Origin of the sequence: Streptomyces sp. CA-135486 (genome assembly GCF_050936555.1) — a bacterium.
Taxonomy (GTDB): Bacteria; Actinomycetota; Actinomycetes; order Streptomycetales; family Streptomycetaceae; genus Streptomyces.
On the sequence record NZ_JBNJMM010000001.1, the window covers coordinates 1,604,798 to 1,621,160 of the forward strand.

Genomic DNA, 16,363 nt, shown 5'->3' on the forward strand with positions numbered 1-16,363 from the left:
CCGTTCACGTCGAAGCGGGAGCCGTGGCAGGGTCGCCGTGTGTGCACCGGCGGTCTATAGGCGGCTACCCGGCCCCCCGGACCTGACCCCCCGGTGAAACGCCCGAGTGAAGCGTGCACAGCCGGGCAGAACATCACTTGTCCGAATATTTAGGAGAGGGTGAGCCGTTATTTAGGAGAGGTGAGCCGTCATGGCGAAGAGGCACCCGTCACACGGTGAGGGGCCCAGCCGTCACAAGGGACGTGACCAGCACGGATGGTCCGAAGACGTTGATGATGCCAACCAGGACAACCCCAGTGCTCACCGGTCCTTCCATCCAGATGATCATGCACCTGGCCCCGTGAGGTCAGCCCGGCCTTCTCAGGAGGACAAGGAGGCCTCTCTCTCCGGCACTCCGGTGAAGAGCGAGTCCCGCAGCGGCGAGAACCGCGGCGGGAAGTCCCAGGAGAAGGGAATGCATGACACAGGCCGCCGCGGTCGCTCCCAGCGCCCCAGCGGGTCCAAGGATTCCTCGGCCCTCACAGGGGTCGACCCGCAGGATCCGGAAACCGGCCATTCCGGACGGTGAGAGCACCCGCGAGAGTCAATTCGTTCGGCCGGCGGTAGGTATGCGCAGGGCAAGGAAGGCGACGTCGTCGTCGTTGTCGTCCGGACGGGCTTGAGCCAGCAGGGAGTCGCTGAAGGAGTCCAGCGGACGGTGGGCCAGGGAAGCCGCGTGTCTGCGGAGTCTGTCCATGCCGTCGTCGAGGGTGTGGCGGCGGGATTCGATGAGTCCGTCGGTGTAGAGCACGAGGGTGGACCGGGGCGGCAGAGTGAGGACGGCATCCGTTCGGGGACTCGGGCCACCGGTGCCGAGCAGCATGCCGTGCCCACCGGTCAGGAATCGTGTTTGGCCGTCGTGGGTGATCAGTAGTGGTGGCGGATGACCTGCGTTGGTCCAGTGCAGCTTCCAGAATCCGTCGTCACCCATAGTGAGCCGAGCCAGGATCATGGTGGCCATCGGCTCCTGGACGATGTGCATGACGGCTTGGTCGAGGTGTGTGACCGCTGTGCTGGGCGAGCCAGGATGCGTCCAGACAAAGGCGCGCAGCATGTTGCGGATCTGGGCCATTCCGCCTGCGGCATCGAGGTCGTGGCCGACGACGTCGCCGATCGCCAGAGCGGTCGCGCCGTCGGTCAGCGAGAAGGCGTCGTACCAGTCCCCGCCGACCTGGGAGGCATGCGGAGCGGGCACGTACCGAGCTGTCATCTGCAGCCCCGGCACGATCGGCATCTGGGGCAGCAAGTGCCGCTGCATGGTCTCGGCAACCTTGCGTTGCCTCTGGTAGAGGCGTGCGTTCTCCAGCGCCAGGCCCGCCCGCCGGGTGAGGTCCTCGAGGAGCGGGAGATCCGAGGCGGTGAAAGATTCACGGCGGTTCGACCGGCCGAGGGTCAGTGCGCCGAGCACTTCGCGCATTCCACGGATCGGGGCAATGGCGGCCGAGTGCATGCCGGTCTCCGTGAAGAGCCGTTGCTGCTCGACGGCGATGCCGGAATCCGGTGGCCCTTGGTACGTGGATGGGCTGGCGATGGTCGAGGCGGCGCCGCGCAAGGCCCGTGACAGAGGCATCGGTGATTCTTGCGGCACCGGAGGCATGGGCCCTTGCAGGTCCGGGCGCTCGACCAGGAGCCCATCCGCGTGCTGCATGACCAGCGTACGTCTGACCTCGTCCACCTCGGTGATCAGGTCGACGACCGCCCAGTCCGCGAGCCGGGGCACCGTCAGTGCAGCCAGGCGGTGCAGCGCCTCGTCCACGTTCAGCGTGGTGGTGAGCTGTGTAGTCGTCTCGGCGAGCAGTGCAAGGCGGTCCAGTTCCGTCAGCCTCTCGGACTCCTCGGTTTTGTCCTGGTGGGCTTCTGGCACATCCTGTGGCTGATAGAGCAGTACCAGCGCGCCCGATGCTCCGGCGTCGAGACCGTAGGGCGTGATGAGCCAGGCCAGGCCGAGCACCGTGCCGTCCCCGCAGGTGAACCAGTCAAGGTCGCAGTGCCTGGTGCTGTGCGTGAGGAGGGCCATACGCAGCCCGCAGCGGCTGCGGGGCAATGGGTGCCCCCGTCTGTCGCGGTGCAGCAGGTCATGAGCGTCCTGGCCGACCAGTTCGTCCGCGGACCGGTGGAACAGCTTCTCGGACGGCCCGTTGGCCGCGACGATGATCCCTTCGTCGTTCACCGCAATGGCGGCTGCCGTGATGCCCTCGAAGACATCGCCCGGCACCGCCGTGGCCCCCGCCCGACGATCCTGAAACCCGGCTCCCCCTGCATCCGGCAACGTGATGTCCATGCCCCTCCTTGTTCTGGCTCCTCCCTCTCTGGTTTACCCCCGCACCAGGATCACCACCCGCAGCTCTCCTACAGCCGCTTCGTGCGCATCGCGATCGGTGGTGCTCAGTGCAGCCGAGGCCGGAAAGCCGGCGCGGGGCTCTCCGAGGCCCGGAGGCCGGTCGGCTGTCGGCGATGCGTACGGGATGCCGCTGCGGAGACTGGCCAAGGACCGCCTTCTCACCAACGGCTCCGCCACCTCGTGACACCGCGCATCGCCCAGGTCGGGCTATTGATCACGGGCACGCATCGCCCGGCATCCCGCCGTCTATCCGAAGGGCGATCTGACAGAGCGGGCCTCGGCGAATGGGAACTCGCCCAGCAGTTGCTGTGCTGGTGAGGCTGGAACGCGGCCGTTGAGTTACCACTTCCAGGCCCGTGTCCGGGCGGCTGGTTGCTCGTGGAGCGGAAGGCCTATCTCCGGTAGATCTGCTCCGCCTGCAGCCCTTTGTCGTCGAGAACGGGCGCCCGGTAGCTCGCTCACGGGCGTCGTACCGGGGTCATGGGCTGTCCGGCTGGCAGCGGGGACACCACACAGTGCCGCGCCCGCCGATCCGCGTGCGGCTCAGCGGCCCGTCGCAACGCGGGCAGGCCGGGTCGGCGTCGTCGCGGCGGCCGGTGAGCCAGGACTTCCGGGTGGGTACGCGGCCGGCGCGCACCGAAGAGCGCAGGGTGCGGCGCATCTCGGTGTACAGCCGGTGGCGCTCGTCGTCGGTCAGCTGGTCGGCCCGGCGCGCCGGATGCAGGCGGGCGCGCCACAGGATCTCGTCGGCGAGCAGATTGCCGAGCCCGGCGAGCACCGACTGATTGGTCAGGGCCGACTTGATGCGGCTGCGCCGCCGGGACAACAGCTCGTCGAACTCGGCCCGTTTCACCGACATCGCGTCAACGCCCTGGTCGTCCAGAATGCGCGCCACGTCGGCGTCGTCGGCAAGCCAGAGGCCTTGCAGCTTGCGCTGGTCGCGGTAGCGCAGCTGGTCCCGGCCGATGGTGAACACGACGCGGTCGTGCGGATCGGGCGGGTCCGCCTCGCGGCAGCAGACCAGTTCTCCAGTCATGCCGAAGTGCAGCAACACCGTGGGCCCGTTGGTGCGGGCGAGCAGCCACTTGCCGTGCCGCTCCGGTGCGGTGAACCGGTGGCCTTCCAGATCGCGGCTCAACCGCTCCGCGCTCACCCCGTGCAGGACGCCCGCGTCATGCACCTCGACCCGCTTGATCCGCTTGCCCTGCGCACAGGAGGCGAGGACCGCCCGGAACCCCTCGACATCGGGCAGCTCGGGCATGCCATCACCCGCCGATCTTCGTACTCACCCTGTGCGGTGGGCCGTGTGTCCAGGATTGCACCGCGGCTGGATCACCACCAGACGATCGCCAGGCCCGCCCGCCACGCGTCGCCCCTGCGACGACTCCTGTTCCCGGCCTCGCCCGCGTGATCACGATGCCCTCCCACGCGCCCAGATGCCCGAACGGCCGACGGTCCGGGCAGCCCACGCCGAAGGGGACGGCGGCGCTGTTCCGGTTGCTGAACGCGGTTCGCTCGGAGGCTGTCCTGACGCCAGTGGCGTATCAGCGGCCGAGGGCGCGGCGCAATTCGTCCTTGTTCATCGAGGAGCGACCGTCGATATTCTTTTTCTTTGCCTCCTCATACAGCTGGTCCTTCGTGGGTCCCTGCGCACCACGGTGGGAACGCTCGCCGCCGCGCTGGGAGGCGGACTTGGGGTCCTGGGTGGAGGTCTTGCTGGCGGTCCTGGATTCGCCTGAGCGTGCCCGTTCCTTGTTGACTGTTCGTGCGGCGATTTCCTTGGCGCGGGATGTGGAGGTGCCGCGCTTCTGAGCACTCTCTTTGATGTGCTCGTACTGGCGTTCCCGCTTGGGGCTGGATCCTGCAGGCATGACGTGCTCCTTCGCGCTCCAGCCGCCCGTCCCATCGAAGGGCTGGGCTTTGCTGGGAGTAGCTATCTTCCCGATGTGAGCTTCCGTCCTCGGCCGTCTACTCGCGAGTTGGGAAAGACCGTCACAACCGAGCATGTCCCACAACAGTGTGGCGCCGACATCGAGCCTCATCGGCGTGCCGGCCCTTGGCCGAATTGCTTCGCCAGTAGATCCACAGATTCCGGTGGATGTGATTCTGACGATCACGTCCGAAGGTTCTTTCAGGATCGGGTCGCACGGTTTCGACCCGGACGTCTCGCTTGCCGTGCCACGTCAGTGCTCGCATGGTTCCCTCCGCACGGTGGTCAGCCGCCGAGCGATCCGCTACCGAAGCCGCCGCTGTCCTGCTCGTGCTCGCGCCGTTGCTCGGATCCAGGTCGACTGCTGTGTGACTTGAGCTCGCGCGGCGTCAGACGGGAGCCGTCGTCAGGAAACGAGGCACCGTCCGGCTCGCGGTTGTGCTCAAGTGTGTACGGTGCGCCGGTGCGGTCGGCTGTTCGTCGGGCCGCGGCCGCGGTGGCAGTGTCCTGCGGCGTCTGATGGCCCACGGAACCACACCGACGAGTACCGCCACGATGACGATGCCGGCGATCAGGGGCCCGACGCCGCCCAGGACCGGATTGGGCGCTGCGAGAAGCGTTTGGCTGCTAGTGAGCACGTTCATCCCTTCGCCTTGACCGTGGGAGCCTGTCCGCTGCTCCATCCCGCCCACGAGCGCCTGCCCCCGGAGGAGAACGTGACACATCCGGCATTCGTCTCACGACGGCAGAGCGTTCTCCGGGCATGCGCCCGTGAGTCTTCAGGCAGCTTCTCGATCGGATCGGGACGCGAGCGGTGCCGTGACCATGCCCGCCTGGGCGTGGAGCCCGTCCAGGAACTCCTGGACCGCCTCCACGGCCGTGCGGCGCGGTTCCCAGTCGAGTTCGGCACGGGCGCGGGAACTGTCCATCAGCGGCAGGCGCAGCACGGCGTCGAAGAGATCCGGCGACGCGGGCACCAGCCGCAGCCGCCACGCCGCGGCGAGTGCGGCCCGTACGGGTGGCAGTGGCATCCGCAGGGGGCGCGCTTCGAGTATTCCGGCGAGCTTGGTCGCGTCCAGCGGCGGGTCCGCCGCAAGGTTGAACGCACCGCGGACCGGGCGGTCGACGGCCTCGCGATAGGCCGCCGCGGCGTCGTCGGTGCGCAAGGCCTGGAAGGTCAGTCCCGGTAGGTCGGGGACGGCGGGGACAAGAGACGGCCGGATCAGCTGGGCGGGCAGCAACCGACCCGCGAAGATCCGGCGCTGCTGCGATGCGGACTCCCGCACGCTCGTCCCGGCATTGCCTGTCGCGCCGGTGACGACGATTCGGAGCCCGCTGGCTTCTTCCATGCCGTGTGATGCGTTGCCGGTCATGTCAACCGCCTTCCGCAGAGGTTTCTCCCCGGCACCAGTCGGCTACCCGAGCCGGCGGTGCATACTCGTGGTCCCTATCGCCCTTCCTGCTGCGGGCGAAGGTGATCGCGAAGCAGTTCCAGTGCCGCGACCACCGCCGCCTGCTGGATCGCCTCTCGGTCCATGGCTTCGTCTGCATGCGTCGGCTCGGCTACGACCGTGCCGTGTGACCCGCCGAGAGCGACGAAGAGGGTTCCGATCCGTTTGCCGTCCTGGGTGTCGGGTCCGGCGACTCCGGTGGTGGCCAAACCGTACGAGGCGTCCATGAGCCGCCGGACGCCCTCGGCCATCTGCGCCGCCACGTCAGGGTGAACGGCCCCTTCAGTGTTCAGCAAGCGGGGGTCCACACCGAGCACGGACGCCTTGACCTCGGTCTGGTAGGCAATCACCCCACCACGGAACGTCTGTGAGGCTCCCGGTGCGTCCGCGAGCGCGGCTCCCAGCCGGCCGGCGGTGAGCGACTCGGCGACCGCAACCGTGTGCCCCGCGGCTGCCAGAGCATCGTGCAACTGCCGCGCGAGCAGCTCCACCCGGTCGAGCCCACGACCGACGTCCCCCGAGTCCACACTGCCCAAGACTCCGTCCCATCCTTCGGTGCCGCGCCGCTCACTTGCCGAGCGTGCATGGTTGAGACCATCTAGGCCAGGCAAGGATCACGGCCGGGCTGCTGCAGCCTCGCATGGGGCCACCGCCAGTGCACGCTGCGAGCGGACAGGCCGCGACCGACTGGGGAACCATCCGCTGGTGCACGAGCGAACCCCTGGCGGATGCCCTACCTCCACCATCGCCCTGGAGACTACGCACCGCCAAGCCGTGTTTCCCGCCGCCCGGGGATGCTGCCTATGGCGGACGCGGGTGAGCGCGCATCGGGCGGCTTCCCGGCGTGTCACGGCAAACAAGCGCTCACCCATCGGGAGAGCGTTCGATGCTGGCGTACGCGGTGGAAGTCGCCCTCTTCTCGCCCAGACGCCCCGGGGTCAGCTTTCGATGCCGGTCGCGGTGTGCGGGGTGCCGACGGGCTTGGATTCCGACGAGCCTCGCTGCCGGAGGTAAACCGACAGGATGGCCATGGAGGCCACGGCCAGGAGTTCGGACTGCCAGTTCTGCAGGGAGCGGCTCCAGAAATCGGCGGAGATCAGGTATTCGGGCCAGCCGATAGGAGCCTGGAGCTGGCGGAGACCCTGCTCGTTGAATTCGGCACGGCCAGCCACGGCCTGGCCGAGCAGGATGACGAGGAAGCCGACGGCGAAGACCAGGGTCAGGGAGTTGTCCCGGATGAGCCGGCGCATGGACTGCCCTCCTGCCGAGTGGCTCATCGGTGCAGCAGCCCGAGGGTAATGGAGTAGGCGAGGCCGCCGACGACGGTGACCAGACAGAGCACGAACAGGATTCTCATCAGCTTCCCTTGACCTGGCACTGATATGGCTTGCCGGCCTCGGGCCGGCAGCCTGCGGCCACCACCCGCCAGCCGCCGGGGAACTGCGACAGGAAGAGCGTGTCCCGCTCCAGGGTGACCATGGCCTGCTGGCCGTACACCTCCACCGCCCGAACCGCACCCCCCGACGGGAGCTGCTCCTCGCCCAAGGCGACGGCGCACGGCTTCTGCCCGGACTCCTCTCCCTCGCTTCTCGTCCCGGGCGCCAGCAGTTCGCATGCCGCGGTGTTGTCCCCGGCGTGTACCGCACGCTCGAACACCTCAGCCTGCCCGGAGGCAGCATCAGCGCGCACTCCCGGACCGCCGCACGCGCCGACCGTGGCCACGGCAAGCGTCAGAATCGCGAAACGAACCGACCTGGCGGCACCGGCGGGCTGTTGACGACGGCTGCGGCGATGGGCAGCTTCGGCGGCATCGTCATCGGCACACGGAACCCACACGACGCACAGCCCTCCGCAGTCGACACTGGCGATATTGATTCCTATCCGTCCGGAAGCCCCCACTCATCACTGCCACTCCGTTGGCGACCTGGCGTCACCAATCCGGCGCGCGGATGCGAGGGTGGATGAGGCTGACGACCGCGGGACGGGACGCTTGGCCATCGAAGTCGTGGGCCCACGGGAGATCATGAAACCGGGGCAGGCTTCCTGTGTCACCATGCGGGCAGGGAATGCGACTCCGCCCAAGCTGATGCTGCGATGCGCGAGCTGATCGCGGCCCGCAGCCGGCTGACAGTCTCCGTTTCCCTTCGTGCGCGCGACCTGAACCCGCCGAGGGTGTGTGGGCACACCTGAAGAACACCTGGGCAACAACCTTGCCCCGTGCAGCATCGACGAACTCGCCGCACTGTCCCGCACCCGACTCAAACGCATGCAGTACCAGGCCGACCTACTTGACGGCTTCATCGCCGAGACCGGACTCATCCCGGCCCGCCATGACGCCACCCCGAACCGAAAACCTCCTTACGTTGTTGGTGGGTTGATTCCGGTCACTCGTAGGATCGGGAGGCCCAGGGGCACCGGGTGTGGCTGTCAACCTCATGCCGCAGGAGTGGCTTCTACTGATTGGCCGCCCGGTGCCCCGCGACGACTCGGCCACTGATTGGGATGCGCGCGGCAAGATCGCTTGGTAAGGACACGCTGGCGAGGTCGTCTGCTGGGACTCGAACAGGAACGACTCCGGAGGTGGTCGTGCCCGAACTATGGGCCGGTACGGATGCGGGCAAGGCTGAGCATCACTGCGTGGTGATCGACGCGGAGGGCAAGCGCAGGCTGTCACGGCGGGTGGCCAACGACGAGACCGCGTTGCTGGAACTGATTGCGGATGTCCTCGCTCTGAGCGAAGGAGAGCCGGTGACCTGGGCGATCGACCTCAATGCCGGCGGGGCCGCACTGATGATCGCCCTTCTGACCGACAACGGGCAGCAGGTCCTCTACATCCCCGGCCGCACCGTCCACCACGCCTCCGGCTCCTACCGGGGTGACGGGAAGAGCGACGCGAAGGACGCTTTCATCATCGCGGACCAAGCCCGCATGCGCCGCGACCTCCAAGCGATGCACCATGGCGACGATATCGCCGTCGACCTGCGCATCCTCACCTCTCGCCGCCTGGACCTGGCCGCGGACCGCACGAGGGCGATCAACCGGATGCGGGCCCAGATGCTGGGGTACTTCCCGGCCCTGGATCGGGCCTTCGACTACAGCACTTCGAAGGCGTCCTTGCTCCTGCTGACCGGCTACCAGACGCCGGCCGCCCTGCGTCGGATCGGCAGGAACCGCCTGGCCGTCTGGTTGAAGAACCGCAAGGTCCGCAACTACAGGCTCGTCGCGGCCACCGCCGTCGAAGCCGCCGAGGCCCAGCACACCGCCGTTCCCGGAGAGAAGCTGGCCGCGGCCGTCGTGGCCAGGCTGGCGAGGGAGGTGATGGCCCTCGATGAGGAGATCGCCGAGACCGACGCCCTGATCGAGGGCCGGTTTCGCGACCACCCGTACGCCGAGGTCATCCTGAGCATGCCCGGCATCGGCCCCGTCCTGGCCGCCGAGTTCATAGCCCATACCGGCGGCGACATGAGCGTCTTCGGCACCGCCGATCGCCTTGCCGGTGTCGCCGGCCTGGCGCCCGTTCCGAAGGACTGGGGACGGATCAGAGGCAATATGCGGCGACCTCGTCGCTACTGCCGTCGCCTGATGCGGGTTTTCTACATGTCCGCCCAGGTCGCCGCCCGATGCTGCCCAGTCTCCAGGGCGTTCTACGAACGCAAGAGGGCCGAGAAGAAGACCCATAAGCAAGCCGTCATCGCCCTCGCGCGACGCCGCCTGAACGTCCTGTGGGCACTCCTACGCGACGGTCGCCCCTTCGAGAGCGGCCCGCCACTTCGCGCTGCCAGCCTTGGCTGAGGTGGCTACAGCCAGTCACAAGTCAGGCGTTGACAACCACATTGGGAATCAGTAGCTGAGGCGGAGCATGGCGTAGCCGCTCTAACGCGACGGGCCCCGCACTCCTCCGGACCGGAGTGCGGGGCTTGTCGCTTGTCAGGACTGAACACTGTGCTCATAACCCTCCACATGGCCTTCATCGTCCGGATCCGCCTGCTGCCCAGATCACTGAGCCAGATCGCGTTGATCGCCGCTGGCGCTCGCTCCACTCGGGTCAACGTCCACAACAGCGCGGCCTGGCTGCGCCGTTGGGCGGCGAACCGGGCCAACTCTGGCTCGAGGTGAAGGCCGACTTCCCGGAGGGCGCGGTCCGGCTGCGAGGGCCCCGGGGAGTCGACCACGACGTGCCGCAGATGGGCGAGCTCTGCGCCAAGGCGACAGCTGCTGGCGACCACACCCGCCTCGCCCTGATGCTGCGAACCAAGTAGTCAGCGGCTTCACACAATGAAGGGCGTGGAGGAACCCGCCCGTGCCGTCGTCGCTCATGACGGGCGATGCGCTCAACGTTGCTTCGCTGGGGGGCCGGGGTGAGGAGTTCGGGGGCCCGATGCGATTACGGTCGTGGGGCGAACCGGAGGCGTAGCAGGCGTACCCACGGCGACCAGCGGGCGGGGCGGGGCAGCTGGCCGGTGGCCTCCCGCTGGATGCTGTCGAACATGTCGTGGAGTAGCGCCTCGTGCAGCCAGCGGATCACCAGCGGCCACAACAGGCGCATCCGGCCCTCGACAAGCCCGGTGGCGGTGTGGACGACCTGGCAGCGATCCGGGCCGTCGGGGATGACAGCAAACTCGTGGTAGCCGCTGAGACCGAGACCGGGGGCGAAGGTGAACCGCACTCGCCTCCCGGGCTCGTACTCGCTCACCGAATACCCGATCCTGCCGTGTCCGCCGCGCGAACCGACGGCGAGGTCGGCGTCGAGCTGCAGGGGCGACCAGGCAGGGACGGGCCATATCCGGTCCTGCGGCGTGCTCAGCAGGTCCAGGAGGGCGCCGACGTTTACGGCGGGTGCGTCAATCGTGCGGCGCTGGATGTTCTGCACGTTGTCTCCTTGCACGCTTCTCCATACGGGGGCGTATGGAGGACCGTACGCTACCGTATGGACATTGGAGCAAGGGCGACGGCGGCTGACCGCAGACGACTGGGCGGATGCTGCCCTCATCGCAATCGGCGAAGGTGGCCTCGCCGCCGTGGCCGTCGAACCGCTGGCCGCACGGCTCGGCACCACCGAGGGCAGCTTCTACTGGCATTTCTCCAACCGGGACGCACTCATGGGGGCTGCGCTTTCGCTCTGGGAGGAGAAGTTCACCGAGACATACATCGCGATGCTCGCCGCCGAGCCGGATCCGGTGGTCCGACTGCGCATACTCTTCACGCGCCTCATCGGGCCTGCGGGACAGAACGCCGTAGCTGTCAACGTGCTCGCCGCGGCTGACCACAGGCTCGTCGCACCCGTAGTGCGCCGAGTGGTGCAACGCCGAATGGACTACACCGTCGCCCTCTTCGAGGAGATCGGCTTTCCGCCGGACGTGGCGGTCCAGCGCGCCACGCTGGGTTACACGGCATACGTCGGCCTCGACCACTTGGCAACCCGGCTGCCAGGCGTGCTGCCCCCGCGCAACGCCGATCAGCTGGCCCACTACTCCGACTCCGTCCTCAACCTCCTGATGCGCGATGCCCCCGGTCACGACGCCCAGGTGTGAGCGACAGGACGGCGCAGTGCCACTTCGGTGACGGAGAACCGGCGGCCGGACCGGGACGGCCTACGCCGTGCGCGCCCCTGCCACCTGCGCCCCCAGGACGTCGTCCCCGGGGAACTACAACGACTTGACGCTCGAGGTCGCCGGAACTGGCGAAGATCGATCCTTGCGTCCCGACGAAGGATCACTTCCATGCGGCAAGGGCATCTTCGTGCCAAAGGTGTACGAGGCGGGTCGAAGCGAGCCGGTAAGGGCGAGCGCCCGAAGCCAGGTGGGCCGAGCCACGACGTGGTCCGCCGACGGCTGCACGCTGGCTGCCGCTGTTGCGGCCGCCTTGCGTGGTACCACTCTCTCCAGCAGTGACGGTACCTCCGGTCAGCTGCGCTGGACGCAGCCGGCGGGGCCTCCGCTCGGGGGGCCTCTACACCCTCGCTGCGCTGATGCGCTCGCCTGGCAAATACGCCCCAACTTCATTCGTGCCCAACGCCGTTACGTCGCCCGCCAAAGCAGTGCCTGGGCGACGATCACGTGCTCACCGTCGAACGTGACGGCGGGGCCTTCGTGCAGCTGGTAACCAAGGGCGATCGCCTCGCTCACACGTCGGCAGAACATCTCGTCGTCGGGGCCGGTCAGGACTCGATAGGCGGGCAATCCATCCGGTGGTGTGTTCATGATTTCGAGGATCTCAGCTCATTCGGCTCGAAGTTGCCTGGGTCCGGTAGACGCTGGCAGGCTGTGGGAGCTACGCGGCAGCCGCTTGATCAGCCCGACTCACGCGGGCGTGCTGGAACCCGGGTCCCGCGCTGGGGTCAGCCCGCTGTGGGCAGGCCGGTCACTTTATTCCTGAACGCGAACCAGGGGTCACACCTGTGTCGAGGGCCAGCGGTGGACAGGCCGGCTAAACATCGCCGACGTCGTCGCATCGCTCTCTGCGCGTTGGAAGGGAAATCCGCTGCGCCCACAGCGTGGAGCGAGTGATCCCGCTGCCGTCGGAGGGGCCTGGCGTTCCTGCACGAGGGCAACATGCCTTCGGCGTGATCGGAGACGAGCTGATGGTCCGTCGGCCCCGACGCCACCGACGCCGCTCTGGACCGGCCCGGGACGAGGGCCTTCGACTTCACGGGCCGTCCGATGCGCGGGTGGTCGTCGTCGCACCCTCCGCACTGTCCCAGGACGAGCTCTCGACGCTTGGATCGAGGCGGGACACGCCTTCGCGGCAAGCCTGCCACCCAAATGAGCCGGAGGAGGCAGTCGCGGCAGCGGTCGCAGTGGCCGTCGGCCCGCTCTAACGTGGAAGGAGGGTGTCGGTTTCGCTGCGTTGAGAGGAGTGGTCGCCATGGCGGGACGGAGCCGGAGCGAGGTCGAGGCGGACATCAAGGAGACGCTGGGGCTGGTGCCCCATTTCTTCTCACGGATCCCCGATGACCTGCTGGACTACGAGTGGGAGATCTTCAAGAAGATCGAGCTCGGTCAGACGCTCATCCCCAACAAGTACAAAGAGCTGATCGGGATCGCGTTGCACTCGGAGACGAAGTGCCGTTACTGCACGCTCTTCCACACCGAGGCCGCGAAGCTGTTCGGGGCCACCGACGAGGAGATTCAGGAAGCCGTCCACTACGCGAAGAACAGCCTCGGCTGGAGCGCGTACCTCAACGGTATCCGTGAGGATTACGACGACTTCGAGCAGGAACTCGGGCAGATCAAGGACTACCTGGCATCGAAGGGATAACCATGCAGCTCGAGTGGGCCCGGCCGGGCGTCCTGCGCGCGACCGCTCACGCCTTCGAGTTCGCTGCCCTGGTGGCTGCCGCCCGATTCGTGGCCGAGTCCGCTCCCTCCGACATTCCCGAGGAGGCGCTGGAACAGCTTCGACAGGTCCTCCAGGATTACGACGCCCAGGCACTGCGTCTGCGCGAGGCCGCGCCCCGCACCGGGGGCGCTTGAGCGGAGACTGGGCGAACTCTGCGGCGGCTTGGGCGTTGTCGGGGAAGGTGCACAGGGCGCACTCGCACACCAACGCGTCGAAGGTTCCGTCCGGGTACGGGAGTCGTTCGGCGTCCCCGGTGGTGAAGCGGGTATTGCCGGCGAGTCCTGCGGCTTGTGCGGCGCCCTGGGAATGACCGTTGAGATCACCGGCCTCAACGACCCCAGCGCCCACCTCCACGGCAAACTCAGCGGCGAACTCGCAGCCAGCCACTGACTGGCCTCGCACCCCGCGCAGCAGGCCCCCCTGGCGTATCGACGACCGGGGTCCTCCTCGCGTCCTGAAGCCGCTTCTCGAACCGCTTCTCGCCGAAGAAGCCCGGGCCGCAGTGGGTCCGGTTCAGCCGCGCGGGCCGGGGAACGCCCGACAGTCCAGCGGTCGATGTCGCTTCGCAGGAGCTGTTTGGCGCGGTGGGATCGGAGCCACCCGCAGCCCGGCCCGGGCCTTGGGCCTCGGCATGCCGCTCGCCTTCGCTGGCATGGCCCTGATCACGCACTATCTAGTGGGACTGGATACGTCGTTCCTGGTCGGCGCGGTACTCGCGCCCACCGACCCGGTGTTCGCCTCCGCGATCGTCGGCCGCAAGGAAGTCCCCGCCAAACTGCGGCAATTGCTGAATGTGGAAAGCGGCATCAACGACGGCCTCGCCCTGCCGATCGTCCTGATCCTCATCGCCGCGGCCGGCCCCACGGCGGGCCCGGCGCACGCGTCGCTCGGGAAGATCGCCCTGGAGCTGGGAGGTGGGCTCGCCCTCGGCATCGTGCTGCCTCTGTTCGTCATGGGCCTCGTGCGGTTCCGGCTGCTCGGCGCGGAGCCGAAGCTGCTGCCGCTGGCCATCGGGATCATCCTGTATGGGCTGTGCCAACTCACCCACGCCAACCTCTACCTCGCGGCCTTCTCCGCGGGCGCGGTCCTCACCGCGGCCTCTCCGGAGGCGAAGGGGGCGTTCGAGCCGCTGGGTGAGGCGCTGGCCGAGCTGGCCAAGTTCGCGGCCCTGCTGGTCTTCGGCGCGCTGCTGACCCCGCAGCTGTTCGGTGACCTGTCTTTCGGCGGGTACGGCGCCGTGGTCCTTGCGATCGTGCTCATCCGCCCGGCATCGCTGCTGATCTCGCTCATCGGAACGCGGTTCGACCGCCGCGAGAAACTCGTCGCGGCCTGGTTCGGCCCGAAGGGCTTCGCGTCGGTGGTGTACGGCCTGCTGGTGTTGCAGTCAGACATCCCGCACGGCCGGGAGGCATACACCCTGATCGCGGTCTGCATCGCGGCCTCGATCGTCGCCCACAGCAGCACGGACGTGCCGATCGCCCGGCTCTTCCACGTCGACGACCTGGCCGGCATCCCGGCAGACCACTACGAGGCGGGCACCCACCGGAGAAAGGAGACGACCCCGATCCCGTGATCAGTCGTTGACTGCGGTGCTCCAGCTTGCCCGCCGAACCGTCTCGGCCATCTCGCTGGGGTCGGCGGCAGCGTCCCCGGGGCTGTCAGGCCACTGCTGGATGATCACGGTGGCCCACTCGGCCCACGTGGCGACGAGCCGGTAGTAGTCGGTGAGGAAGCGGCCGACGAGTACGGTCTGGGCGGCCCGTTCCTGGAACGGGGCTTGGCCGGCGAGATAGGCGCGCGCGGCGGCCAAGTTCTCCTGATTGCGCTCTTCGGCCCAGGCCCGGGCCGCGCGGAGGGTGGCCAGAGTGTCGGCGCTGGTGCCGGAGTCGGCGAAGAACACCTTCAGCAGCTGTTCGCACTCCAGCACCGGCCCAGTGCCCGGTTCGCGCAGCCAGCGAGCCAGCGCGCGACGCCCCTCGGCGGTGATGGTGTAGACGGTGCGCGGCCGGCGCCCGACCCCCTCCTTCGTCGCTTCAGCCAGGCTGTGGTGGACGAGCTTCTTCGGCTCCTCATAGAGCTTGCTTTGGGCCCGGGGCCAGATGCGGCCCAGGCTGCGGTCCATCTGCCGTGCGAGCTCGTAAGTGCTCCACGGCCGGACCGCGAGCAAGCCGAGGATCGCGTAGGAAGTGGGGGTAAGTGCCGGATCTGTTGACATAGCCCCTCCCGGGGTGTAATCCGGTTAATAGTCCCTTTGGGAGTATAGGCCGGTGGTGACCATGACCAGCACCCTTCAGGTCGATCCCTCCAACGCCGAGCAGGCCCGTGCCTGGGACGGGGAGGAAGGTGCGTACTGGGCCGAGCACGCCGATCACTTCGACCTCGCGCTGCGCGGCTATCGCGAACGCTTCCTCGCAGCGGCCGACATCTCCGTCGGCTACCAGGTGCTGGACATCGGCTGCGGCACCGGCGAGACCACCCGTGACGCCGCGCGGCGGGCAAGCGGCGGCCGGGCCCTGGGCGTGGATCTGTCGGACGCGATGCTGCGGGTGGCGCGGCAGCGAGCGGCAGCCGAAGCACTGCACAACGCCGCCTTCGTCCAAGCCGACGCCCAGGTTCATCCCTTCCCCGCCGCGGCCTTCGACGTGGCCGTCAGCCGCACCGGGACGATGTTCTTCGCCGACCCGGTGGCCGCGTTCCGCAACATCTGCGGCGCATTGCGCCCCGGCGGACACCTCGTGCAACTGGTCTGGCAGCCACCGGCGGGCAACGAGTGGTTCCTCTCGTTCACCCAGGCCCTGGCCGCCGGACGTCCGTTGCCCGCGCCTGCCCCCGACGCCCCCGGGCCGTTCTCACTCGCGGACCCCGACCGGGTCCGGGCCGTCCTCGGCGCCGCCGACTTCACAGACATCCAGCTCGAACCTCACAGCGAGGCGATGTGGTTCGGCGAAGATGCCGACAGCGCGCAGCGGTTCACGCTCGGGATGCTCGGCTGGATGCTTGACGGCCTCGATGACGAAAGTCGGCGGCGCGCCGTCGACAACCTGAGAGCCACCCTCACCGCCCACGACACCGGCCACGGCGTCCTCTACGCGTCGGCGACCTGGACCATCCGGGCGACCCGCCCATGACCACAGAACAGGATGGGAAGGGAGCAACCCAATGAGCCTGTTCGCCGTCACCCGTGAAGCCGGTCCGAGCTGGATCGACGGGAAAGGCGCCTTCGACCAGCCCGCAGTCAACGACCACGCCGCCTCGCGGACGAGG

Annotated in this window: 16 protein-coding genes and 6 pseudogenes; 9 read left to right on the plus strand and 13 right to left on the minus strand. The window is 68.1% G+C overall.

Annotation, left to right across the window (positions count from 1 at the left end; all coding sequences use genetic code 11):
- Window positions 1–583: 583 nt before the first annotated feature.
- From ACQEVG_RS07105 to ACQEVG_RS07145, 9 genes and pseudogenes are all read right to left on the minus strand, one after another.
- A complete protein-coding gene (locus tag ACQEVG_RS07105) occupies window positions 584–2,320 on the minus strand; it encodes a SpoIIE family protein phosphatase (RefSeq protein WP_432978657.1) in 1,737 nt (578 codons plus the stop codon).
- Between the two features lie 538 nt (window positions 2,321–2,858).
- Complete coding sequence (locus ACQEVG_RS07110) at window positions 2,859–3,641, minus strand: Fpg/Nei family DNA glycosylase (RefSeq protein WP_432978660.1); 783 nt, start codon at window positions 3,639–3,641, stop codon at window positions 2,859–2,861.
- 283 nt (window positions 3,642–3,924) lie between these two features.
- On the minus strand, window positions 3,925–4,251 hold the full coding sequence (locus ACQEVG_RS07115) for a plasmid stabilization protein (protein ID WP_432985129.1): 327 nt from the start codon (window positions 4,249–4,251) through the stop codon (window positions 3,925–3,927).
- Between the two features lie 207 nt (window positions 4,252–4,458).
- Window positions 4,459–4,576 (minus strand): annotated as a pseudogene (locus ACQEVG_RS07120) (glutathione-dependent formaldehyde dehydrogenase); the annotation flags it as partial.
- A 19-nt stretch (window positions 4,577–4,595) separates the two neighbouring features.
- Window positions 4,596–5,035, minus strand: a pseudogene (locus ACQEVG_RS07125) (DUF6479 family protein).
- A gap of 54 nt (window positions 5,036–5,089) precedes the next feature.
- Window positions 5,090–5,593: pseudogene (locus ACQEVG_RS07130) on the minus strand (NAD-dependent epimerase); the annotation flags it as partial.
- A gap of 164 nt (window positions 5,594–5,757) precedes the next feature.
- Window positions 5,758–6,288, minus strand: a complete 531-nt coding sequence (locus tag ACQEVG_RS07135; protein ID WP_432985132.1) for a CinA family protein — start codon at window positions 6,286–6,288, stop codon at window positions 5,758–5,760.
- A gap of 411 nt (window positions 6,289–6,699) precedes the next feature.
- Complete coding sequence (locus ACQEVG_RS07140) at window positions 6,700–7,143, minus strand: DUF6766 family protein (RefSeq protein ID WP_432985135.1); 444 nt, start codon at window positions 7,141–7,143, stop codon at window positions 6,700–6,702.
- Window positions 7,118–7,417, minus strand: coding sequence for a hypothetical protein (locus ACQEVG_RS07145; RefSeq protein WP_432985138.1), 300 nt, complete (start codon window positions 7,415–7,417; stop codon window positions 7,118–7,120). The genes ACQEVG_RS07140 and ACQEVG_RS07145 overlap by 26 nt, the downstream gene beginning before the upstream one ends.
- Before the next feature lie 429 nt (window positions 7,418–7,846).
- Between ACQEVG_RS07145 and ACQEVG_RS07150 the strand changes: the two are divergent.
- From ACQEVG_RS07150 to ACQEVG_RS07165, 4 genes and pseudogenes are all read left to right on the plus strand, one after another.
- Window positions 7,847–8,087 (plus strand): annotated as a pseudogene (locus ACQEVG_RS07150) (IS630 family transposase); the annotation flags it as partial.
- 260 nt (window positions 8,088–8,347) lie between these two features.
- Complete coding sequence (locus ACQEVG_RS07155; RefSeq protein ID WP_432978663.1) at window positions 8,348–9,553, plus strand: IS110 family transposase; 1,206 nt, start codon at window positions 8,348–8,350, stop codon at window positions 9,551–9,553.
- 168 nt (window positions 9,554–9,721) lie between these two features.
- A complete protein-coding gene (locus ACQEVG_RS07160) occupies window positions 9,722–9,877 on the plus strand; it encodes a hypothetical protein (RefSeq protein WP_432978666.1) in 156 nt (51 codons plus the stop codon).
- A complete protein-coding gene (locus ACQEVG_RS07165) occupies window positions 9,874–10,020 on the plus strand; it encodes a hypothetical protein (protein ID WP_432978669.1) in 147 nt (48 codons plus the stop codon). Before ACQEVG_RS07160 ends, ACQEVG_RS07165 begins: the two co-directional genes overlap by 4 nt.
- A gap of 125 nt (window positions 10,021–10,145) precedes the next feature.
- On the opposite strand, the gene ACQEVG_RS07170 is transcribed toward ACQEVG_RS07165, so the two are convergent.
- Complete coding sequence (locus tag ACQEVG_RS07170; protein ID WP_432978672.1) at window positions 10,146–10,631, minus strand: SRPBCC family protein; 486 nt, start codon at window positions 10,629–10,631, stop codon at window positions 10,146–10,148.
- A gap of 64 nt (window positions 10,632–10,695) precedes the next feature.
- Here ACQEVG_RS07170 and ACQEVG_RS07175 point away from each other — a divergent pair, with 64 nt between their 5' ends.
- Complete coding sequence (locus ACQEVG_RS07175) at window positions 10,696–11,292, plus strand: TetR/AcrR family transcriptional regulator (protein WP_432978675.1); 597 nt, start codon at window positions 10,696–10,698, stop codon at window positions 11,290–11,292.
- Between the two features lie 486 nt (window positions 11,293–11,778).
- Here ACQEVG_RS07175 and ACQEVG_RS07180 read toward each other — a convergent pair whose 3' ends face one another.
- On the minus strand, window positions 11,779–11,961 hold the full coding sequence (locus ACQEVG_RS07180) for a DUF1737 domain-containing protein (protein WP_432978678.1): 183 nt from the start codon (window positions 11,959–11,961) through the stop codon (window positions 11,779–11,781).
- A gap of 664 nt (window positions 11,962–12,625) precedes the next feature.
- Here ACQEVG_RS07180 and ACQEVG_RS07185 point away from each other — a divergent pair.
- Together ACQEVG_RS07185 and ACQEVG_RS07190 are read left to right on the plus strand one after the other, a co-directional pair.
- Window positions 12,626–13,018, plus strand: coding sequence for a carboxymuconolactone decarboxylase family protein (locus ACQEVG_RS07185; protein WP_406001025.1), 393 nt, complete (start codon window positions 12,626–12,628; stop codon window positions 13,016–13,018).
- A 2-nt stretch (window positions 13,019–13,020) separates the two neighbouring features.
- Window positions 13,021–13,233 (plus strand): hypothetical protein, encoded by a 213-nt coding sequence (locus ACQEVG_RS07190; RefSeq protein WP_406001026.1) that lies wholly within the window; start codon window positions 13,021–13,023, stop codon window positions 13,231–13,233.
- Window positions 13,234–13,303: 70 nt separating this feature from the next.
- On the opposite strand, the pseudogene ACQEVG_RS07195 reads toward ACQEVG_RS07190, so the two are convergent.
- Window positions 13,304–13,408 (minus strand): annotated as a pseudogene (locus ACQEVG_RS07195) (methyltransferase type 11); the annotation flags it as partial.
- Window positions 13,409–13,700: 292 nt separating this feature from the next.
- On the opposite strand from ACQEVG_RS07195, the pseudogene ACQEVG_RS07200 reads away from it, so the two are divergent.
- Window positions 13,701–14,672: pseudogene (locus ACQEVG_RS07200) on the plus strand (cation:proton antiporter domain-containing protein); the annotation flags it as partial.
- Here the strand turns inward: ACQEVG_RS07200 and ACQEVG_RS07205 are convergent.
- Window positions 14,673–15,314 (minus strand): PadR family transcriptional regulator, encoded by a 642-nt coding sequence (locus tag ACQEVG_RS07205; RefSeq protein WP_432978682.1) that lies wholly within the window; start codon window positions 15,312–15,314, stop codon window positions 14,673–14,675. It lies immediately after the preceding pseudogene.
- A gap of 61 nt (window positions 15,315–15,375) precedes the next feature.
- Here ACQEVG_RS07205 and ACQEVG_RS07210 point away from each other — a divergent pair, with 61 nt between their 5' ends.
- Window positions 15,376–16,227, plus strand: a complete 852-nt coding sequence (locus ACQEVG_RS07210; RefSeq protein ID WP_432978685.1) for a class I SAM-dependent methyltransferase — start codon at window positions 15,376–15,378, stop codon at window positions 16,225–16,227.
- The last annotated feature ends 136 nt before the right edge of the window (window positions 16,228–16,363 follow it).